Source organism: Thiothrix lacustris DSM 21227 (assembly GCF_000621325.1).
Taxonomy (GTDB): Bacteria; Pseudomonadota; Gammaproteobacteria; order Thiotrichales; family Thiotrichaceae; genus Thiothrix; species Thiothrix lacustris.
In genome coordinates this window covers 100935-120156 of sequence record NZ_JHYQ01000001.1, presented here as the reverse complement: position 1 = coordinate 120156, position 19222 = coordinate 100935, and the positions used below count along the sequence as shown (strand labels likewise).

The 19222-nt window shown below is 51.7% G+C and carries 19 protein-coding genes; 8 read left to right on the top strand and 11 right to left on the bottom strand.

Annotated elements, in window-relative coordinates; genetic code table 11:
• Both rlmN and ndk read right to left on the bottom strand, forming a co-directional pair.
• Window positions 1-1104: a dual-specificity RNA methyltransferase RlmN gene (gene rlmN, locus Q394_RS0100570; protein WP_028487561.1), complete on the bottom strand. Its 1104-nt coding sequence runs from the start codon at window positions 1102-1104 to the stop codon at window positions 1-3.
• A 31-nt stretch (window positions 1105-1135) separates the two neighbouring features.
• Complete coding sequence (ndk, locus tag Q394_RS0100565) at window positions 1136-1567, bottom strand: nucleoside-diphosphate kinase (protein WP_028487560.1); 432 nt, start codon at window positions 1565-1567, stop codon at window positions 1136-1138.
• 159 nt (window positions 1568-1726) lie between these two features.
• Here ndk and Q394_RS18560 point away from each other — a divergent pair, with 159 nt between their 5' ends.
• The 4 genes from Q394_RS18560 to Q394_RS0100545 all read left to right on the top strand — a co-directional run bounded on the left by Q394_RS18560 (window position 1727) and on the right by Q394_RS0100545 (window position 6962).
• Window positions 1727-3409, top strand: a complete 1683-nt coding sequence (locus Q394_RS18560) for a hypothetical protein (protein ID WP_038139985.1) — start codon at window positions 1727-1729, stop codon at window positions 3407-3409.
• An 11-nt stretch (window positions 3410-3420) separates the two neighbouring features.
• Window positions 3421-4794, top strand: coding sequence for a leucyl aminopeptidase family protein (locus Q394_RS0100555; RefSeq protein ID WP_028487559.1), 1374 nt, complete (start codon window positions 3421-3423; stop codon window positions 4792-4794).
• A gap of 95 nt (window positions 4795-4889) precedes the next feature.
• On the top strand, window positions 4890-5378 hold the full coding sequence (locus Q394_RS0100550) for a hypothetical protein (RefSeq protein WP_028487558.1): 489 nt from the start codon (window positions 4890-4892) through the stop codon (window positions 5376-5378).
• 27 nt (window positions 5379-5405) lie between these two features.
• Window positions 5406-6962 (top strand): methyltransferase regulatory domain-containing protein, encoded by a 1557-nt coding sequence (locus Q394_RS0100545; RefSeq protein ID WP_028487557.1) that lies wholly within the window; start codon window positions 5406-5408, stop codon window positions 6960-6962.
• Here the strand turns inward: Q394_RS0100545 and Q394_RS0100540 are convergent.
• The 3 genes from Q394_RS0100540 to Q394_RS18555 form a co-directional block, all read right to left on the bottom strand.
• Complete coding sequence (locus tag Q394_RS0100540; protein WP_028487556.1) at window positions 6951-7691, bottom strand: TSUP family transporter; 741 nt, start codon at window positions 7689-7691, stop codon at window positions 6951-6953. The genes Q394_RS0100545 and Q394_RS0100540 overlap by 12 nt on opposite strands.
• A 43-nt stretch (window positions 7692-7734) precedes the next feature.
• Window positions 7735-8481, bottom strand: coding sequence for a hypothetical protein (locus Q394_RS0100535; protein ID WP_028487555.1), 747 nt, complete (start codon window positions 8479-8481; stop codon window positions 7735-7737).
• A gap of 64 nt (window positions 8482-8545) precedes the next feature.
• The gene (locus Q394_RS18555) at window positions 8546-9316 is read right to left on the bottom strand and encodes an ATP-binding cassette domain-containing protein (protein WP_051542554.1); all 771 of its coding nucleotides are present in this window, start codon (window positions 9314-9316) and stop codon (window positions 8546-8548) included.
• Window positions 9317-9374: 58 nt separating this feature from the next.
• On the opposite strand from Q394_RS18555, the gene Q394_RS0100525 reads away from it, so the two are divergent.
• Entirely contained in the window at window positions 9375-10013 is a 639-nt protein-coding gene (locus Q394_RS0100525) for a TRADD-N-associated membrane domain-containing protein (protein WP_028487554.1), read from the top strand.
• 12 nt (window positions 10014-10025) lie between these two features.
• Here Q394_RS0100525 and Q394_RS0100520 read toward each other — a convergent pair whose 3' ends face one another.
• The 3 genes from Q394_RS0100520 to oppB form a co-directional block, all read right to left on the bottom strand.
• A complete protein-coding gene (locus Q394_RS0100520; protein WP_084260293.1) occupies window positions 10026-10772 on the bottom strand; it encodes a hypothetical protein in 747 nt (248 codons plus the stop codon).
• Window positions 10773-10836: 64 nt separating this feature from the next.
• Window positions 10837-11682, bottom strand: coding sequence for an ABC transporter permease subunit (locus tag Q394_RS0100515; protein ID WP_028487552.1), 846 nt, complete (start codon window positions 11680-11682; stop codon window positions 10837-10839).
• On the bottom strand, window positions 11675-12595 hold the full coding sequence (oppB, locus tag Q394_RS0100510; RefSeq protein WP_028487551.1) for an oligopeptide ABC transporter permease OppB: 921 nt from the start codon (window positions 12593-12595) through the stop codon (window positions 11675-11677). Before oppB ends, Q394_RS0100515 begins: the two co-directional genes overlap by 8 nt.
• A gap of 137 nt (window positions 12596-12732) precedes the next feature.
• Here oppB and Q394_RS18550 point away from each other — a divergent pair, with 137 nt between their 5' ends.
• Together Q394_RS18550 and Q394_RS0100500 are read left to right on the top strand one after the other, a co-directional pair.
• Window positions 12733-13047 carry an ArsR/SmtB family transcription factor gene (locus Q394_RS18550; RefSeq protein WP_051542552.1) on the top strand — a complete coding sequence of 105 codons (315 nt, stop codon included), beginning with the start codon at window positions 12733-12735 and terminating at the stop codon, window positions 13045-13047.
• A 137-nt stretch (window positions 13048-13184) separates the two neighbouring features.
• Window positions 13185-14093 carry a CPBP family intramembrane glutamic endopeptidase gene (locus tag Q394_RS0100500; RefSeq protein ID WP_028487550.1) on the top strand — a complete coding sequence of 303 codons (909 nt, stop codon included), beginning with the start codon at window positions 13185-13187 and terminating at the stop codon, window positions 14091-14093.
• A gap of 22 nt (window positions 14094-14115) precedes the next feature.
• Here the strand turns inward: Q394_RS0100500 and Q394_RS18545 are convergent, their stop codons facing one another.
• The 3 genes from Q394_RS18545 to Q394_RS0100485 are packed head-to-tail and all read right to left on the bottom strand — an operon-like array spanning window position 14116 to window position 18526.
• Entirely contained in the window at window positions 14116-16101 is a 1986-nt protein-coding gene (locus tag Q394_RS18545) for a PHA/PHB synthase family protein (protein WP_084260291.1), read from the bottom strand.
• Window positions 16102-16156: 55 nt separating this feature from the next.
• The gene (locus Q394_RS0100490) at window positions 16157-17734 is read right to left on the bottom strand and encodes a peptide ABC transporter substrate-binding protein (protein ID WP_028487549.1); all 1578 of its coding nucleotides are present in this window, start codon (window positions 17732-17734) and stop codon (window positions 16157-16159) included.
• Between the two features lie 42 nt (window positions 17735-17776).
• Window positions 17777-18526 (bottom strand): spermidine synthase, encoded by a 750-nt coding sequence (locus Q394_RS0100485; RefSeq protein WP_038139984.1) that lies wholly within the window; start codon window positions 18524-18526, stop codon window positions 17777-17779.
• A 32-nt stretch (window positions 18527-18558) separates the two neighbouring features.
• Here Q394_RS0100485 and Q394_RS0100480 point away from each other — a divergent pair, with 32 nt between their 5' ends.
• Complete coding sequence (locus Q394_RS0100480) at window positions 18559-19197, top strand: class II aldolase/adducin family protein (protein ID WP_028487547.1); 639 nt, start codon at window positions 18559-18561, stop codon at window positions 19195-19197.
• Window positions 19198-19222 lie beyond the last annotated feature (25 nt).

Here is a 19222-nt window from a genome sequence, read left to right as displayed (position 1 = left end):
TTACCGTTCGATGCGGGCGAAATGTATCTCTCTGCGGCTTTTGTCGTTGACTTGACCAGCCAATTGCCCACAGGCTGCGTCAATATCATCACCACGTGTTTTCCGGGTGATTACAGTATAACCTGCTTCAGCTAAAATATCACGGAAGCGGTGTATCCGGTTGTTGCTGGAGCGCTTGTAACGTGTTTCCGGGAAGGGATTAAACGGAATGAGATTGATTTTTGAGGGAATGCCTTTGAGGATTTTCGCCAGTTGATGGGCGTTTTCATCGCTGTCGTTGATGCCATCCAACATCACGTATTCCCACGTAATATGATTACGTTCGGTGGTTTTTTTGTTCAGGAACTGGCGGCACATGGCGAGCAAGTCCTTGATTGGGTATTTGCGGTTCAAGGGAACCAGTTGGTCACGCAGTTCATCATTAGGGGCGTGTAAGGAAACGGCTAACGAGACATCTAATGTATCCGCTAAACGATCCAGCGCAGGCAATACGCCAGAGGTGCTGAGGGTGACGCGCCGTTTACTTAAGCCGTAAGCATTGTCATCCATCATTAAGCGTAAGGCACTGATGACATTCTCGAAGTTTAGCAAGGGTTCACCCATGCCCATCATTACCACGTTGCTGACGACACGCGCACCTTTGGGATCAGCTTGCAGTGCACGCTTCGCTACCCACAATTGTCCGATGATTTCGGCAGTTGTCAGGTTGCGGTTGAAACCTTGGCGGGCGGTGGAGCAGAAGGTGCAGTCCAGTGCACAGCCGACTTGCGAGGAAACGCATAGCGTCCCCCGGTCGTCTTCCGGGATGAACACCGTTTCGATAGCATTGCCATCGTCCAGTCTCAGCAACCATTTGTAGGTTCCATCGCTGGATTGTTGTTCCATCACGATTTCCGGGGCGCGAATGACCGTATTGTCTGTCAAAAATTGGCGCAACGGTTTGCTGATGTTGGTCATCTGGTCAACACTATCAACATTAAGCTGATGCAGCCATTTGATGATTTGAGTGGCACGAAAAGGCTTTTCACCCATAGAAGTGAAATACGCTTTCAGCCCTTCATGGCTAAAATCCAGCAGATTAACTTTTTTAACAGTGTCAGACACAGATGACGTCTACCTTGAAATAAGTACTATTTTAACGAGTGCGTGGGCACAGACCTTCTGCACCGAAGAAGTAAGCAATTTCGATTTGCGCATTTTCCAGGCTATCTGAGCCGTGAACAGCATTTTCGTCAATGGAATCAGCGAAGTCTGCACGGATTGTACCAGCGTCTGCATTCTTAGGGTTAGTAGCACCCATTAGTTCACGGTTTTTAGTGACAGCATTTTCGCCTTCCAATACTTGAACCATGACAGGGCCTGACGTCATGAATGCAACCAGATCAGCAAAGAAAGGACGCTCTTTATGGACAGCGTAGAAACCTTCAGCGCGTTCTTGGCTCAGGTGTACCATTTTGGCAGCAACGATTTTCAGGCCAGCATTTTCAAAGCGGCTGTAGATTTGACCGATCACGTTTTTAGCAACGGCATCAGGTTTGATAATGGAAATGGTTTGTTCGATAGCCATGTGGATACTCCAATAAAAGGTTAAAGCTGTAATGAGGGCGCAATTGTAATGGGTGTGCCCCACACAGGCAAAGCATATTCGTCGCATCTAGCGCAAACCCCGTGCTAGACTCTGAACACACTGTGAAATCACAAGTAATAATTGATGAAAGGACTATCTATGCTGGCCAAATTGAGCAAATGGATGATCATGAGTGGCGTTTTGTCACTGAGCCTAACAGGTTGTGGTACTACACCCTCAACAACCTCATTTGCAGGCGCTAAAGGTGCACTGTCTACTGGAAATTCAGCTTCGCCGTTGGGTATGAATACCAACGAGGTCATGGAGAGTGATGCCAGTATGCCTTTCCTTGATCTCATGCGAGCAGCGATGCCATTTGCTGAGGCCAGCCCGTGGTTGACTAAAGGGAATGTTACTTATGATGTTAATGGTTGGCCTGCGAATCTGAACGGTGGGCAGGCTGGCACACGTTTTCTCTCCAATTTGCCTGCTGCGGTTATTCCGGGCGGAACTTACACCGTATTGTATGACGGTGAAGGTGACATTCAATACATGAATGATGCCACCTTAACAGAACATAAACCGGGTGTTGACCTGATTAACCTCGACGCTGGCAGTGACGGTATCCTGAATGCTTCGCTCTTGATTACCCGCAGTAACCCACAGAATTATGTGCGTAATATTCGCATTCTGCCACCGGGTGGTATTTGTGCGAGTAACCCGTTCCAGCGGGTTGCTTCAGCCGCAGCTTGTGGTGGGAATTATCAGTCGTTTGTTGAAAATGCAAACAGCATTATTTTCAACCCTGATTTCATGAACTTCATGAAAGATTTCCGCTCGATTCGTTTCATGAATTTTAGTGGTGTTACCCGCAGTACCGAGCGTGCATGGTCTGACCGTCATACCCCTAGCAAAGCCGTCTGGGGTGGTAAAGAAGGTTCACGCGGTGCACCACTGGAAATTCAAGTGGAGCTGGCGAATCGTTTAAATGCTGATCCGTGGTTTACGATTCCTCATGCAGCCGATGATAATTATGTGCGTGAGTTTGCCACCTACGTGAAGCAGCATTTGAACAGCAACCTCAAGCCGCACATCGAATACAGCAACGAAACGTGGAACACAATCTTTTCTCAGGGCGGTTATATGATCGACATGGGCATGAGATTGGGGCTGGATACCAATGCAGTACGGGCAGGCTATCGCTATTATTCGCAACGTTCGGTTGAGATCTTCAATATCTGGGAAAGTGTTTATGGTGGGCCACAACGTTTGGTGCGCATCCTCTCGGGCTGGACGGTGAATGATAAATTGACGGAAGTAGTGTTGACCCACAAAGATGCTTACAAACATGCTGATGCATTTGCGATTGGCCCTTATGTATTTGGTGGTCATGCTGAAATTCGTGATGTCAGAAGTGTGGATCAAGCCTTCGACCTGATGAATAACCCGGTATATCGCCACTCCCTCGAAAAAGAACTGGGTTATGTGCGGATGCAGAAAGCCATTACCGATAAATACGGTTTGCAGTTGGTTGCGTATGAGGCAGGGCAAGGTTTGGCCGATTTCAAAACCAAAACCGATGATGAAATGCCGAACCCAATGCTGTTTGCGGCTAACCGTGACCCGCGTATGCGTGATGTTTATGCGCGTTTGTTGAGTGGCTGGAAAGCTGAAGGTGGTACATTATTCATGCACTACACCGCACCACGTATGTTTACCAAGCATGGCCCGTGGGGAACCAAAGAGTACATTACTCAACCGACTAGCCAAGCGCCGAAGTACCAAGCATTGCTGGACTTTATCCGTAGCACGCCGTGCTGGTGGGATGGTTGTAAGCGTTAAGGGGGATGTTAATGTATACACAAGAAAAACCGGCGGATTCAATAGCGCTGTATCCCTTAACCCCACAGCAGTGGCGGGTGCTGGCAGATTCGCTGCCAGCCACCGAATACCAGTGGGCGATGTTGCATGATTTTAATGCGAAATCGGGGCAGTTTTGTATGTTACCCGACGGGAAAGGCGGCATCAGCAAGGTGTTGGCTGGCTATGATGCCGAGGAAGGTGTGCGTTGGGCCGTGGCGGCACTGCCTGGCAAGTTGCCACGTGGGCATTACCATTTGGTTGCTGATTGGTCAGAAGCTGAAACGTTGCAGGCCAGTATTGGTTGGGGCTTGGGTTATTACCGCTTTGAGCAGTACACCAAGCCGGATAATAAGGCCAGACCTGTGCTGTACGTGGTAAGTGCTCAGCAGGAGCGTGCAAAAGCGTTTGTGCAAGCGGTGACGTTGGTACGTGATCTGATCAACCAGCCTGCTAATCACATGATGCCGGAGCATTTGTCAGCCGCCACCGCGCAGTTGGCAAAGGCCTTTGGAGCAGATTTCCGTGAAGTAGTGGGTGATGATTTGCTGGTGCAAAACTACCCTGCCATCCACGCGGTAGGACGTGCCAGTAAACATGCCCCGCGCTTGCTGAGCTTGCGCTGGGGAAACCCTGAGCATCCGGCAGTAACGCTGGTGGGTAAGGGTGTATGTTTCGATACGGGTGGGTTGGATATTAAACCTTCGCAATACATGCGTTTTATGAAAAAGGATATGGGTGGTGCAGCCCATGTCCTAGGTTTGGCACAATTGATTATGCAGCTGCAATTGCCTGTGCAGCTGCGGGTGCTGATTCCTGCGGTTGATAATGCCATTGGTGGCGATGCTTTCCGTCCCGGTGATATTTTGGCTACTCGTGCGGGTAAGTCGGTCGAGGTGGATAATACCGATGCCGAAGGGCGTTTGGTGCTGTGCGATGCTTTAGCGGATGCGGTGAGCCATAAACCTGATTTGCTGCTGGACTTTGCGACCCTGACGGGGGCAGCGCGGGTGGCGCTTGGCACGGAAATCCCAGTTTTCTTCAGCAATAACAAGGCATTGACGGAAAAGCTGCAAGCGGTATCAGAAACGTCTGAAGAGTTAATCTGGAATTTGCCTCTCCATAAAGCTTACTTTGAGCAACTGAAAAGCCGTTGTGCTGATTTTACCAATAGTGGTGGTAGTTACGGTGGTGCGATTACAGCGGCCTTGTTTTTGAATGAATTCGTGCCTAAAAATATTCTATGGGCGCATTTTGATGTGATGGCCTGGAATAATCGTGACCGTGCTGGACGCCCATTAGGGGGGGAGGCGATGGGAATATTTGCCGTTTATCACTATTTAGATGCCGTTTATCGGAGTCAGTGAACTTTGACAGGGTGATCTCGTTCAGTTTCAATTCATTTTTCTTATTCTGATCTATAATCAAAAGATTCGAGTGTTTAGAAAAAGGTTGGAATAACATGCAAAGACGGCTAACGGTTAAGCCTCACATTGCCCGTCATTTTGCTTTGGGGATTGCACTGACAGGCTTAATGCTAACATTTTTAGCGGCAACCTTATTGGTGTTCCCGTACAAGTTAGCGGCTAATCCAGAGGTACAGGGGGAGCTGCTTTATGATGTATTGGGGAATCTGGAGTACGGTGCTGATGGTTATTTTGATAGCGTTGATGATCCTGTCATGCAGAAAAAATTGGCAGAATTGCTGATTGATAACCGTCTGAATGGTCATGATGGTATGGCGTATATCGTTAATCTGGGCAATGGTGCTACGGCGTGGAGTGCATCATCAACCCCCACGCGTGTTGATGAGTCTGGTGTGAATGATAGCTATGTGATGCAATTTACCCATACAGCAACGCATCAACTGGCGGTGCAGAATTTTTGGTTAAAAGATGCTGGTAATGCGCGTCTGGAGTTTAGGATGGTCGTGGCATTGCCTGTGCGCTGATGAGATGAATAACGGGGATTTGCTTGCATGGTCGATTTTTACGACGAACTGACTTACGAAACCAACCCATTCCCCGAAACGCATCCCGGTAATCTGGCGGCATTAGGGCGTTTGTTTGGCATCCAGACCGCATCCCCGCAGCAGTGTCGGGTGCTGGAATTGGGTTCTGCAACCGGCGGCAACCTTATCCCAATGGCTTGGCATTTGCCGCAAAGTGCATTTGTGGGCGTAGAGCTTTCCGCTGCCCAAGTGGAGATTGGTCAACGAATTGTCAGCACGCTGGTTTTGCCCAATATCCGGCTGGAAGTGGGTGACATTCTCGAACTCGACCCAGCTCGGATCGGTCAGTTCGATTACATCATTGCACATGGCGTGTATTCGTGGGTTCCACCGGTTGTACGCGAAAAAATTCTGCAATTGGTGCGGGATTGCCTGACACCGCATGGGCTTGCCTACATCAGTTACAACGTACTCCCCGGCTGGCGAATGCGTGGCAGTTTGCGTGACCTGTTGCTGCACGCTACTCGTGAGGTAACGGGTGCAGCAGCTAAGTACAACACCGCCATTGCTGCGCTGGAACGCTTGCAACAGGCTTTGCAAGCGGCGGAAGCTGACAGCCAGCGTTATGTGCAAAAAGAAATTACCTATTTATTGGCGGCTCACCCCAGTTACTTGTTGCACGAGTATTTGGCGGGTGAAAACAATGCTTTCCTGTTCAGTGAATTCCTCGCGGATGCTGGGCGGCATGAGTTGCAATACGTGTGTGAAACCGACCTGCATACCCTGTTCGATACCACGCTGAGTCAGCCTGCTCAAACAGCCCTTGCCGATATTGAAGACCCCTTGCAGCATGAGCAGTGGATGGATTTTGTGCAAATGCGTGCTTTCCGCAAGAGTGTGTTGTGTCGTGCCGATTTACCGCTGGAACGTGCTATTGATATTGACGTGTTTACTGCGTATTTTTACAGCGCGAATTTACGTCTCAAGGGTAAGGAAAACCTCAATAATACCAAGCCCAGCACCTTCCTAACCTCAGATAATACTGAATTGAGCGTCACTCATCCGTTGAGTAAGGCGGCGTTATTGTATTTACAGGACGTACACCCATACACCCCGGATTTTGATGAATTGTACGTCAATGCCGCCACCAAGGTACGGGAAGCAGGGGGTAAGGCATTTGCCGCAGCGCGTAGCGAGTTGGTGAGTGAGTTGTTCAGCCTGTATAGTTACCGGGCAGTATACGCGCAGGTAATACCCTGTTTGCAGCACCCCGAATGGCCTGAATACCCGCAAGCGACTGCGTTGGCACGTTTACAGGCGGCGCAAGGTTGGGAAAGTGTGGCGAGTATCCGCCATCAGGCGTTGAGCCTGGACAACTTTTCGAGTCGCTTGTTACAGGAGCTGGATGGTAGCCGCACTGTCCCGGAATTGGTCAGTTACCTGATTGCTGAGGTAATCGCCGGAAACTTGCCCATCCCCGGTGGCAAGCAGGCGCAAACCAGTGGTAAGGGGCTGGAAAAGGAAATCAGTAATAACGTTAAGCACTTACTCAATGTGTTTGCACAACAGGGTTTAATACACTAAATCCAGCAGCCCCAATGTGCTGACAATAGCCAGCCCGCCACCTATCCAGCGCTTGAAGGTAATGTCGTTACGGGTAATGGCCGCGTGTGTTTTCAAGCCTAACACATGCCCGATAGCCGCCACCGGGATCAGCCATAATGCCGTGATGAAATGCATCTCAACCGACAGGGCAAGGAAGGTGGTCATCTTGAGGCTGACCAGTACAAACCACAGCACGAACAGCGTATCCCGCAGCTTTTCCTTGGCAACATGACGCATGTAAACCGCCACCATCAAGGGCGCACCGGTCAGCGATGTGCCCGCCACGTAGCCACCCAACATCAGCAACAGTTTATCGACCCACCCCCCGTGGCTCTCGATGCTGCGGTTTAACATCCAGATAATGCCGTAGAATAGGCTGACCGAATAAATGAACACATTCAGCCACAAAGTCGGCAGGCTCACCAGACCAAACACCCCGATAATAGCAGGCGGAATAATGTAAACCGCCGAATGCCGCAAATAAGCCCAATCGACATTGTGCAGCCGCTGGCTGAGGGTTAAGCCTGAAAAGAACAACAGGTGCGTGCCAATAATGGGCAGCCACAATAGCGGGTCATGATTGAGAAACAGCATTAAGGGCAAGCCCAGCGCCGCCCCGCCGAAGCCTAAGCCAGTCCGTACAAAACCTGCCCATACAAACAACAGGCACACAATCAAAGTCTGGGATACGCTGAAATCCAGTAGCATGGTGAAGAGTCGCCGTGGAAAAGGCGCATAGTAGCAAAAACCGTTATGGCTTGCTGTTCATCAAGCTATTCAACAACCACGGTGATGCAGGAACTTCCTGAAGCGGCAGGAATATGCCTTGCTTGGGTGGCGGCATGGATTGTAGGTTGAGTGGCTCGCCCCAGCTCCTCCCCCAATCACGCGTAGTGTATTGATACCAGTGTTTGTGCTCAGTTTTGCCTTCTACAATATTCGCGGCAGTGATCAAGGTGCCTACGCCTTGGGTGTTCATATTGAAATCGTGTAGACCTGGGTAAGCATTGCCCCAATCAGGGCGGCTCAATTCTGCTGGGAAGGGAGCGTTGGCACAGCCAAATTCACTGAGTTGGTTTTTGCCATACAACAGCAGATAGTCGTTGCCTGGCCCTTCACGTCCACCGGTGGCAAACAGCATCAGGCGGTTAAATGCTGGGGTGCTGTACGCTGCCAATACCACGCTGCCGTCGGCAATTGGGTAAGCTTGCCACTTCCCCTCGTGTTTGACGAACAGGATAGCGCCCGACTGTTCGGGATTCTGCCCCAGTAAAATAGGTACGGGAATGCCATTCAAAGCATAACCATGTAAGGCATTACGCTCGGTCAGGGAGCGCAGGAAGGCTTTGTTGACGCTGGCCGCCTGCCCACACGTCCAGCCCGGTTGCCAGAGTGCCGCGAATACATTGGCAGATGTTGTAGCGGCACAGCCACTGGCAGGAAATAGGCTGGCAATAAACAATAGCCATGCCGATGTGCGGTAAGTTGATGTACTCATAAGGTAGCCCCCTTTGTTATATCTGGTATAGCCCTACTATCAGACTGTTATCTAGGTGAAATGTTCAGTGCCGTGCGGCTTGCAACAGGGTGCGAGTGTAAGGGTGTTGCGGCTGCTGGAACAGGGCGTTGACTTCGCCGGTTTCCACTACCTGCCCGTGGCGCATCACCGCTACCCGATCACACAGACCGCCTGCCAGTGGCAGGTCATGGGTAATCAGCACTACCGCCATTTCATGTTGGGCGCGGATGTCGCGCAGTAGTGCCATGATTTCTGATTGTACCGTTACATCCAGCGCAGTAGTCGGCTCGTCGGCAATCAGCAGTTCCGGCTCGCACAGCAATGCCATGGCTATCATCACCCGTTGGCGCATTCCGCCGGAAAGTTCGTGTGGATAGCTGTGGAAACGCCGAGAGGCATCGGGAATGCGTACCTGCTCCAGCATGGCGATGGTGTGATGCTGTGCTTGCTTCGCGTTCATGCCTTGGTGCACTTCCAGCACTTCGGTGAGTTGCCGCCCGATGGTGAGCAGTGGGTTGAGTGCGGTCATTGGGTCTTGAAATATCATCGCCATACGCTTACCCCGGTACTGATTCAACACACGCGCTGGCTGGTTGAGCAATGCTGTTCCGGCAAAGGTTACACTGCCGCTGGCGTGGGCATTGCGTGGTAATAACCCCATCACTGCGTGGAAGCACTGGCTTTTTCCCGCCCCAGATTCACCCACGATAGCAAGTGTTTCACCTGCGGCGAGTTGCAAATCTACCCCGCGCACGGCCTCGACTTGGCCTTCCGGGGTGTTGAAGCAAATGGACAGTGATTCGATGAGTAACACAGTGATCACCTTGATTAAGCTATAATGCTAAGCATGATAACCTAGAGGCTGCCATCATATGAACACTTCCAACAGTAACGCCATCAATGAGAGCGTCATCAGTGTCAAGCAGGAGCAGATCCTGAAGCGCTTGTCCGATGCCGACAAAGATGATGTCAAGGAAATCGCCATTAGTCAGTTGGACTTACTATCCAGCTACTATCAGCTATCCCTGTCTCAGGCAAACCGTAGTTTTCGCTGGGCCTTGATTGCCAGTGTGATTGGGCTGATTTTTTTCTTGTTAGCGATTGGGTTTCTGATTTTCACCAATGGTACGGCTGTTGATCAGGCGCTCGTCTGCGGGGTGGGTGGTGCGGTGTCCGGATTTATTGGTGGGGTCAACTTCATGTTGTACGGCAAGACTCAAGCTCAACTTGAGCTGTTCCACGGCAAGCTGGAGGCGACTCAACGTTTCCTGCTCGCCAACAGCCTGTGTGAAAGCCTGGGTGGAAAGCTCAAGGATTACACGCGTGCTCGCCTGATCGGGACATTGGCTGGGGTGACTGGCAGTGATATTACCAAGGATTTAGTGAGTGACGGGGTGGATTTGGGACAAAATCCACCGCCGGTATTTGAGCCACCACAGGATCTACCGCCACAGGAAGGGGATCGCCGTGACGGTGATCACCATAACGACGTGGCGGGGCGTCCTATGTAACCGCCGGTGCTTCTAAACCCACCGATACCACTTCTCCAGTCCCAGTGTTCTGCTCCAAGAGTCAACCAGCTCACGGTCAGTGGTGCCGTCGAAAATCTGTTGCATACACGGTTCCAGTAACAGAGCGGCAGCGGCTTCCATGCCGACGGTGCGGTAAGGCTCAAACAGACCGGGGATGTCGAATAACTCAGCGACCATCAGCGCTTGCGCCGCATTCATCACCTGATTGGCACGAACCAAGGTACGTGGGAACATCTCCGGCGTCAGTTGCAAACAAGCGATATGTTCCACGACTTGCTGGGTGAGAGAGTGTTGTTGAACAGCGTGCAGTTCCGCATAGTCGCGGTGCAGTTGGAAATCAATCAGCATTCCGGTGGGTACCGAGCGCAACTGTGTTAGCACCCCGCCGATGACGTGATCGGTGAAGGCTTCGCGTTGCGACAGGGGAATGCTGGGGTGCATCGACAGCAGTTCATTCTTGATGCTGGCGAGGTAAGCCGCATTCGGTTTCAAGTTGGCGTGCTCGGTTTCTGGAGTGCGATATTGGTGCAGCACGAAAGCGGCTTGCCACGCGATCAGGTAGTTATTTTCATCTCCCGGCCGACGCAGCACGATTTCATGGTTGTCACGGCCTTCGCGCCCGCCGATACGCACACTGGAATCAACGGGCAAACTGTCATCAAACACAATGTCGAAACCACGTCCGGTAAAGGCAGTTGCTTCGTCAAGTAGGCTTTGGGTGCTGGCAGGGTAGAGCATCACGGGGGAATCCTTATTGGGTCATGGGGCGAAAATTATAGGGCAAGCGGCTCGCGCTGGATACTCAAATACTTTTCGGGTCTAATGCATCCCGCAACCCATCCCCCAAAAAGTTGAGACAGAACAAGGTTATTGCCAGAAATCCTGCCGGAAACAGCAACATCCACGGCGCGGTTTCCATCTGCGCAGCGCCTTCCGCAATCAACACGCCCCAACTGGTCAGCGGCTCCTGCACCCCCAGCCCCAAAAAGCTCAAAAACGACTCAAACAAAATCACCTGTGGCACGGTCAGCGTCGCATACACAATCACCGACCCCAGCGTATTCGGCACAATATGGCGGCGAATAATCCCGAAATGGCTCACCCCGCTGACCCGTGCCGCTTCCACAAATGAACGGCCTTTCAGCGACAAAGCTTGCCCGCGCACGATCCGCGCCATCGTCAGCCATTCCACCGCACCAATCGCCACGAAGATCAGGAAAATACTGCGCCCGAAATACACCATCAGCAAAATCACAAAAAACATGAAGGGCAGGGCATACAACACATCCACAAAACGCATCATCAAGGCATCGGTGCGCCCGCCTAGATAACCCGCCGTTGCCCCGTACAACACCCCAATCAGCAAGCTCACCGAAGTCGCCGCCAACCCCACCATTAACGAAATTTGTCCCCCGACCAAGGTGCGCACAAATAAATCACGCCCGTTCGCATCCGTGCCGAAATAAAAGCCTGCGCTCCAGTTTGGCGGAATGCCCATGCTATCCCAGTAAATTTCATCAAACGGGTGCGGGCTGAACAAGGGTCCCAACAGGCACAATAACGCAATCGCCATTAACACCAACGCACTGCCAACCGCCATTTTATTGCGCAACAACCGCCGCCACGCCTTGCCCCACCAACTATTCATAACGCACCCTTGGGTCAATCAGCCCGTAAATCACATCCACTAGCAAATTCATCAGGATAATCAACGCCCCGTAGAACACCACCACGCCCATCACCAGCGTATAATCGCGGTTCAACGCCCCTTGCACAAAATGCCGCCCGATACCCGGAATCCCGAAAATCTGTTCGATGACCACCGACCCGGTAATAATGGCCGCCGTCGCAGGCCCCAGCCAGGAAATCACCGGCAGCAACGCACCTTTCAGCACATGCCGCCACAGAATCAGGCGCATCGGCAAACCCTTGGCAAACGCGGTGCGGATATGCGGGCTGGATAACGTTTCCAGCATACTGGCACGCATCATCCGTGCGGCGTAAGCAATCTGCGGCAAGGCCAGCGCAATCACCGGCAGCACGGCCGATTTCCAGCCAGCATCCCAACCCGCCACCGGCAGCCAGTGCAGGAATACCCCAAACACCAACGCCAGCAGCGGTGCCATTACAAAGTTGGGGATGGTGATCCCGGTCATTGCCACCGCCATCACCGCATGATCCAGCGGGCGGTTCTGGTGCAATGCCGCCAACATTCCCGCCGGAATCCCCACCAGCAAGGCCAGCAGCATGGCAAACAGCCCCAGTTGCAGCGATACCGGAAAGCCTTGCGCAATTAAGCTGCTGACCGTGTGATCCTTGTATTTGAAGGAGGGGCCAAAATCCCCCTGCACCACATTCAGCAGGTAATAGCCGTATTGCACCACCAGCGGCTGGTCGAGGTGGTAGGCGCGTTCAATATTGGCGGCAATTTCCGGCGGAATCGCCCGCTCCCGGTCAAATGGTCCACCCGGTGCCATTCTGATTAAAAAGAACGCTAAGGTGATGATGACTAGCAGGGTGGGAAGCGCACCCAGCAAGCGTTTGACGACATACTGCAACATACAATGATGATCTTTTCCGAATTAAAAGTGACAAATTGCCTGAAAGCACCTAAACTTAAGTTTATTCTAATATTCTAATCTACAAAATTTTGACCCGCTAGCCAAGATTCTGGAACATAACTTATGTAGGGTTAATCATGAAAAATCAAGATCATAGCATCACTATTAACGGCGTCCCCATACAAGATGAAGACATCGAATACGCGAGCCGTTCCCTGAAAGCGGCCTCTCATCCCCTGCGCTTAAAAATCATGTGTTTACTGGAAAACACCGAAATGACCGTGCAGGAAATTGTCGATAGCGTCGGCACAACACAGAGTAACATTTCCCAGCACCTTGGGTTAATGCGTGACAAGGGATTGTTGTCTTCACATCGGGTTGCCAACCGGGTTTACTATCGTCTTGCTGAATCCCGCCGCGCCCTGCTGAGGGCTTGTTCCTCCCTTAAATAGATTCACCTTATCAACTTTTCTAATCAATTCATCCTAATGATGGTTGTTTGGAATGGCTCATTCTATCCAGAATATGCACTACACTTAGACAAATACATGTTACATGTTACATGTTTGTGCATAATCAAGGAAAAATAATGAATACGCAGTATCTGACCCTAGCTGGTCTTGGTAAAAATCATTGGTGGCGTTACGTATTAGGTTTGTTACTGATTGCCGTTTTCTGGCAGATTCTGGGGGCGATTCCTTTGGGAATCATGGTGGTTATGTTGATGGGGGATGATGACCCCGCCACTGACGTGGATTTGAATACGTTGCATTTTACGGGTGTTGATAGTCTTTGGCCCTACCTAGCCATTAATTTTACCTTGTTGACCATGCTAGTGGGCGTGCTCCTAACCGTGCGCTTTCTGCACCAGCGGCAATTTGTCAGTTTGCTGACGCCTTTGGCCAATGTCGATTGGAGGCGAATGCTAGAAGGTTTTACGGTCTTCTTTGTGTTGATTGCTATTGCAACGGCTGGGGAAGCATGGTTCAAGCCAGGGGCATATCAAGTGACCTTTGATCCTAAGCAATTCCTGATCTTCTTGCCAATAGCGTTGATCATTACACCCCTTCAAGCGGCGGCAGAGGAGTTACTGTTCCGTGGTTACCTCATGCAAGGGTTGGGTTTACTGAGTCGCCGCGCTTTTGTGCCGGTCTTGGGTTCTTCTTTGCTGTTTATGGCTGCGCACTTGACTAACCCTGAAGTAGGAGAGGATATGTATCTTATTCCTCTGTTATACCTCTTAATGGGCTTATTTCTGGCTATTATTACGGTGAAAAGTAATTCGTTAGAATTGGCTATTGGGGTACATGCGGCCAATAATCTGTTTACGGTGTTAATTATGAATTATGCTAATTCAGCGTTGCCCGCGCCGTCACTGTTCATGGCTGACAATATTGATCCACTGTCCAGTCTGGTGAGTTTTGTGGTGGTAGCTGCGTTGTTCTATTGGGTGGTGTTTGTGTGGCGTAAACCAAACCCAGTGGGGCAATCACATTAAATGAATTGCCCCGGTTTGCACGTTAAACCTTAGGTTTTTTAGGTGTCGCGGGCTTTTTGGCAACCGGTTTCTTGGCTACCGTTTGTTGTGGTGCTGCTTTAGGAGCAGCGGCTTGAGGTGCTTCAGCAACGCTTGCCTGTGGTGGTGTGGCAACCACCGGGGCTGTTTTCTCCGGCAGGATAGTCGCTTCTAATACAGGAGTTGCTTCACCCAAACGGGATTTGACATAAGTCCCTGGTGCGTTTTCAATGACAGCTAGTTTGCCAGACCCCGGTTGACGGGCATCAACTTGTTCATTGTTGGCGAGGGTGCGTACCCAGCCATCCCATTCTGGCCACCAGGAACCTGCGTTGATTTGGGTGTTTGCTAACCAAGCATCTGGGTTTTCTGGCAGCTCGTTGCTGACACGGTAGTTGTACTTGTTGGCGGCAGGCGGGTTAACGATACCCGCAATGTGACCGGAACCACCCAGGATGAAACGTACATCACCACCAAACAAGCGAGCACCGGCGTAGGTGGATTTCCACGGAGCAATGTGGTCTTCGATGGTAGAAATGAAGCAGGCGGGGACGTCAATGGTGCTCAGGTCTAGTTCTACACCTTCCACGCTCAGGGCTTTAGGTTGGCAAAGCTTGTTGTCTTTGTAGAGGTTGCGCAAATACCAGGAATGCATTTTGGCAGGCATCCGGGTGGAGTCTGAGTTCCAATACAGCAAGTCAAACGGGCGCGGGTCATTCCCCAACAGGTAGTTATTGACGTAGAACGACCAGATCAGGTCATTAGCACGTAACAGGTTGAAGGCACCTGACATAGTGCTGCCATCCAGATAACCCTGTTCGTTCATTTGGGCTTCGATGTTGCTGATTTGGATTTCATCAATGAACAGTCCCAGTTCGCCGGGTTCGGAAAAGTCCAACATGGTGGTGAAGAAGGTCGCGCTTTTGACGCGGTTATCACCTTTGGCTTTCAGGTAAGCGAGGGTGGAAGACAGCAAGGTTCCGCCGATGCAGTAGCCGATGAGGTTCATATCGGCTTCACCGGTATCGCACTCCACCGCATCCATCGCGGTGATAACGGCTTGTAGGTAGTCTTCAAAGCCGGTGTCAGCGTAGGTTTCGTCCGGGTTGACCCATGACATCACGTAAACGGTATGGCCTTGATCTACCAGCCATTTGAGCATGGAGTTTTTGGGTTGCAGGTCGAGAATGTAGAACTTGTTGATCCACGGTGGCACGATCATCAAGGGGCGCTTGAGGACTTTTTCGGTGCTCGGCGTGTATTGGATCAACTGGAACATGCGGTTTTGGAACACCACTTTGCCCGGTGTGGCTGCAACGTTTTCCCCCAGTTTGAAGGCTTTGGTGTCGGTCATGCGGATGCGGAGTTGGCCATTCCCGGCTTCGAGGTCTTCCAGCATGTTTTTCAGACCGTGTACCAGATTCGCGCCTTTGGTGGTGCGGATTTTTTCCAGCACGGCTGGGTTAGTCAGGGCGAAATTGGTGGGGGACATAGCATCCAAACCGCGTTCGGTGAAAAATTTTACCCGTTCGGCGGTACGCTCATCCAGCCCTTCGGCAGAGGCTACCAGCTTGCGCGTCCAATCGGACATCAGCAAGTAAGACTGTTTGATCATGTCGAAGGCGGGTTTATTTTCCCAGTCTTCATGGCTAAAGCGGCGGTCTGATTTGGCTGTTTCCATGACTTTAGGCGCGGCTTGACCGCTCATGAAGCTTTGCATGGCTTGTTGGGTCAGTTCCATCGACTTTTGCCAGAAAGCCATATTGGTTTCGATGAGCTTTTCCGGGTTTTTGGCGATGGCTTCTGCCCAGTCACTGTAAGCTGTTTTCAGGTTGAAGGGGTCAAGGTTCATGTTTTCGTGGGCTTTGCTGAAACCCGACATGATTTCTTCAACCTGCTTGAAATTGTCCTGCATTTCTTTGGTCACTGAGGCATAGCCTAGCGCACCGATATCGGCTTGGTTATCCGCAGCCTGTTTGTTGTCGGCCATGTGTGTCTCCTTTGGTAGTGGTCTCTGGTTTTGATTGTGGTGCTGCGATGTTATGTTATGGTTTTAATCGTAAATACTGGGTTTGATGGACATCCATCACGTTGTTTTCCCAGCCGCTCAGTTTTGGGCTGATCAAGTGCTGAGTGGTATTGTAGTAGATAGGAATGATGGGTGTATCGGCTAGCAGGATGCGTTCGGCCTGTTCCAGCGCTTCGCGGCGCTTGTTTGTGTCGCTTTGGGTTTCGGCTTCCTGCATCAGGCGGTCGTATTCGGGGTTGTTGTAACCGGAGGTGTTCATTTCACCCACATCAGATTTGAACAGGCTGAGGAAGGTGTGGGCATCGTTGTAATCGCCGACCCAGCTTGAACGCACGACCTGAAACTGCTTTTGCTTGCGTGAGCTGAGGTAGACTTTCCATTCTTCGTTACGCAGGCTGGTTTTGACGCCGAGTACCTGTTTCCACATGGCAGCGATGGCAATGGCGAGTTTTTTGTTGTTGTCGCTGGTGTTGTAGAGGATTTCTAGCTCCAGCGGTTTGTCCGCGCCATAGCCACTTTCGGCGTACAGCGATTGCGCCAGTTGGGTGCGGGCGGCTTTATCCAGCGATTTTTCTTCCATGTTTTGCTGGGTGTAGTGGTCAACGGGTGGAACCCAGCCCCATGCCGGAATTTCGCCCGATTGGGTGATTTTGTCGGTGAGGATGTCGCGATCCAGTGCCAGTGACAGGGCGCGGCGCAATTTGGGGTTGCCCTTGAACGCGGGATTTTCCAGATTGAGCGCGTAGTAATACGTGCCAATGTAAGGTGTGCTGCGGAATTCAGCGGGGAAATCTTTTTCCACGGTTTTGATTTGGTCGGCGGGCACGTCGTAGGTGATGTCGATTTCCCCAGCACGGTAACGTTTGAGTTCGCTGCTTTGGTCTTCGGTAGGGATGTAGTACACGCTGTCGATATTTACCTCGGCGGCACGGCGGTAATGCGGGTTTTTCACCAGTTTGATGTGGTCTTGCGGAATCCATTCGCTTAGGCAGTAAGCGCCGTTGCAGCGGATATTTTCCGGCTTGATCCAGTCCTTGCCTGATTTTTCAATGGCTTGCTTGGGGGCGGGGTAGGCCATTGGGTGCATCAACATGCCGAGGAAATAGGGCGTGGGCGCTTTGAGGTTGATTTCCAGCGTGTGCGGGTCAATGGCTTTGACGCCGATTTGTGCTGGGTCTTTTTGCTCGCCTTTGCTGAAAGCTTCCGCGCCTGCAATTGACCAGAGGATGAAGGCGTAGTCGGAAGCTGTTGCCGGGTCAAGGGCACGGCGGTAGGCGTAGACGAAATCGTCAGCGGTGACGGGTGTGCCATCTGACCATTGGCTGTCGTTACGCAGGTGGAAGGTGTAGCGTTTGCCGTCGGCGCTGATTTCCCATTTTTCGGCGACTCCGGGCTGGAGTTTGCCGAATGCGTCTTCGGTCACGAGTCCTTCAAACATGTCACGCTGGATATTCGCTTCGGAAACCCCGGAGGATTTATGGATGTCGAGGGTTTCCGGTTCAGTGCCATTACCGCGTTTCAGCACGGTTTCAGCCAGTACAAACGGGCTGTAGAGCAAGCAGAGGGTAAGTAACAAGCGTGGCAATTTGCGCATGAATTTTTCCTGTCGTTGAGGGAGCAAACACTATAACACAGGCTATTCCCCTAATGCCCGTGAGCGCATCAGTGAACGCATTAGCGGAAAGCCCAGCGAGGCGGTGAGGCGTTCGGCAGTGTCTTTTAAGGAACGGGTGGTTTGGAAATCGGGTACTTTGCCCGCCAGAATCACCCAGTTTTTGCTACCGGTGAGTACGGTGCGGATGTCAGCAAAGTGCAGGCGCAAGGCGTCGCGCAGTAAGGGGTCTTCGCGGTGTTCTGTCCAGCAATTCAGCACCAACCAGCCATCTTCCTTGAGTGCATCGGCACAGCGGGCGATGAAGTCGGTGCGTAATTGCACCTGATCCACGCCGTCGCCGTGGTAAAGGTCGGCAAATACCACGTCGACCTTGCGCAGCTCATTGCTGTTTAAGAATTCGTCGGCATCTTGCTGGATGATTTGCAGGCGTTTGCTGCGCGGCATCTGGAAATAGCGGTGTGCCAATTCGATCACGGTGGCGCGTAATTCCACGGCGGTGATGTGGATGCCGGGAATGTGGCGGTGTAAAGCTGTGACCAGACTGCCGCCGCCCAGACCCAGAATCAGTACCCGTTTCGGTTGGCAAAATAGTAGCACCAGCAACATGGCTTGGGTGTATTCGTATTGCAGTACGTGGGGGGTGGCTTTCAAACAACGGCTTTGTTCGTCGTTGGGGGCAAACGAGAGGAAGCGGCATTCGCCATCGTCCATGACGGTGATGGAGCCGAATTCGTCTTCGCTGTGGTGTAAGGTTTGGATGTTTGCTTGCATAATCGCGAAAGTACCACAAAACAGGAATACGCATGTATACACCAGAAGCCGAAGGTGTCATCAAATTCACCTTGTCCTATACGCCCAGCATTGTTGACGTTGATTTTCCGGGGTTGCAGATACTTAACCAATGCCGTCAGAGTCTGTGGCAATGGGGCGTGATTGGGCAGGATGCTGACCGTTACGCGGGGCTGGGGTATGGCAATCTCAGTATGCGTACCGTGATGGCGATGTACCCGGATGCTTTTATGATTACTGGGACTCAGACCGGGCATTTGCCCATCTTAACGGCACAACATTACGCGCAGGTGCTGGCTTACGATCTTGGTCGCCACGACCTGCACGCGAGCGGGGCAAGCAAGCCGTCTTCCGAAGCCATGACCCATGCGGCGCTTTATCAGTGTGTGCCAGCAGCGCAAGCGATTATCCACGGGCATCACCCGGCGATCTGGCGACAGGCTCAGGCGTTGGGTTTGGTGTGTACGTCTGCTGATATTCCCTATGGCACGCCACAAATGGCGCAGGCAATGCAGGCAGTGCTGCGCGATGTGTCGCCATCGCGCCAGACGATTGTGATGCTGGGGCATGAGGATGGCTTGATCACGTGGGGTGATAATCTTGCCGAGGCAGTTGCACTGGTGCGCCAGTTGTTACAGGATGCGGCAGATTAATGAATACTCAACAAAAGGAGCGTGC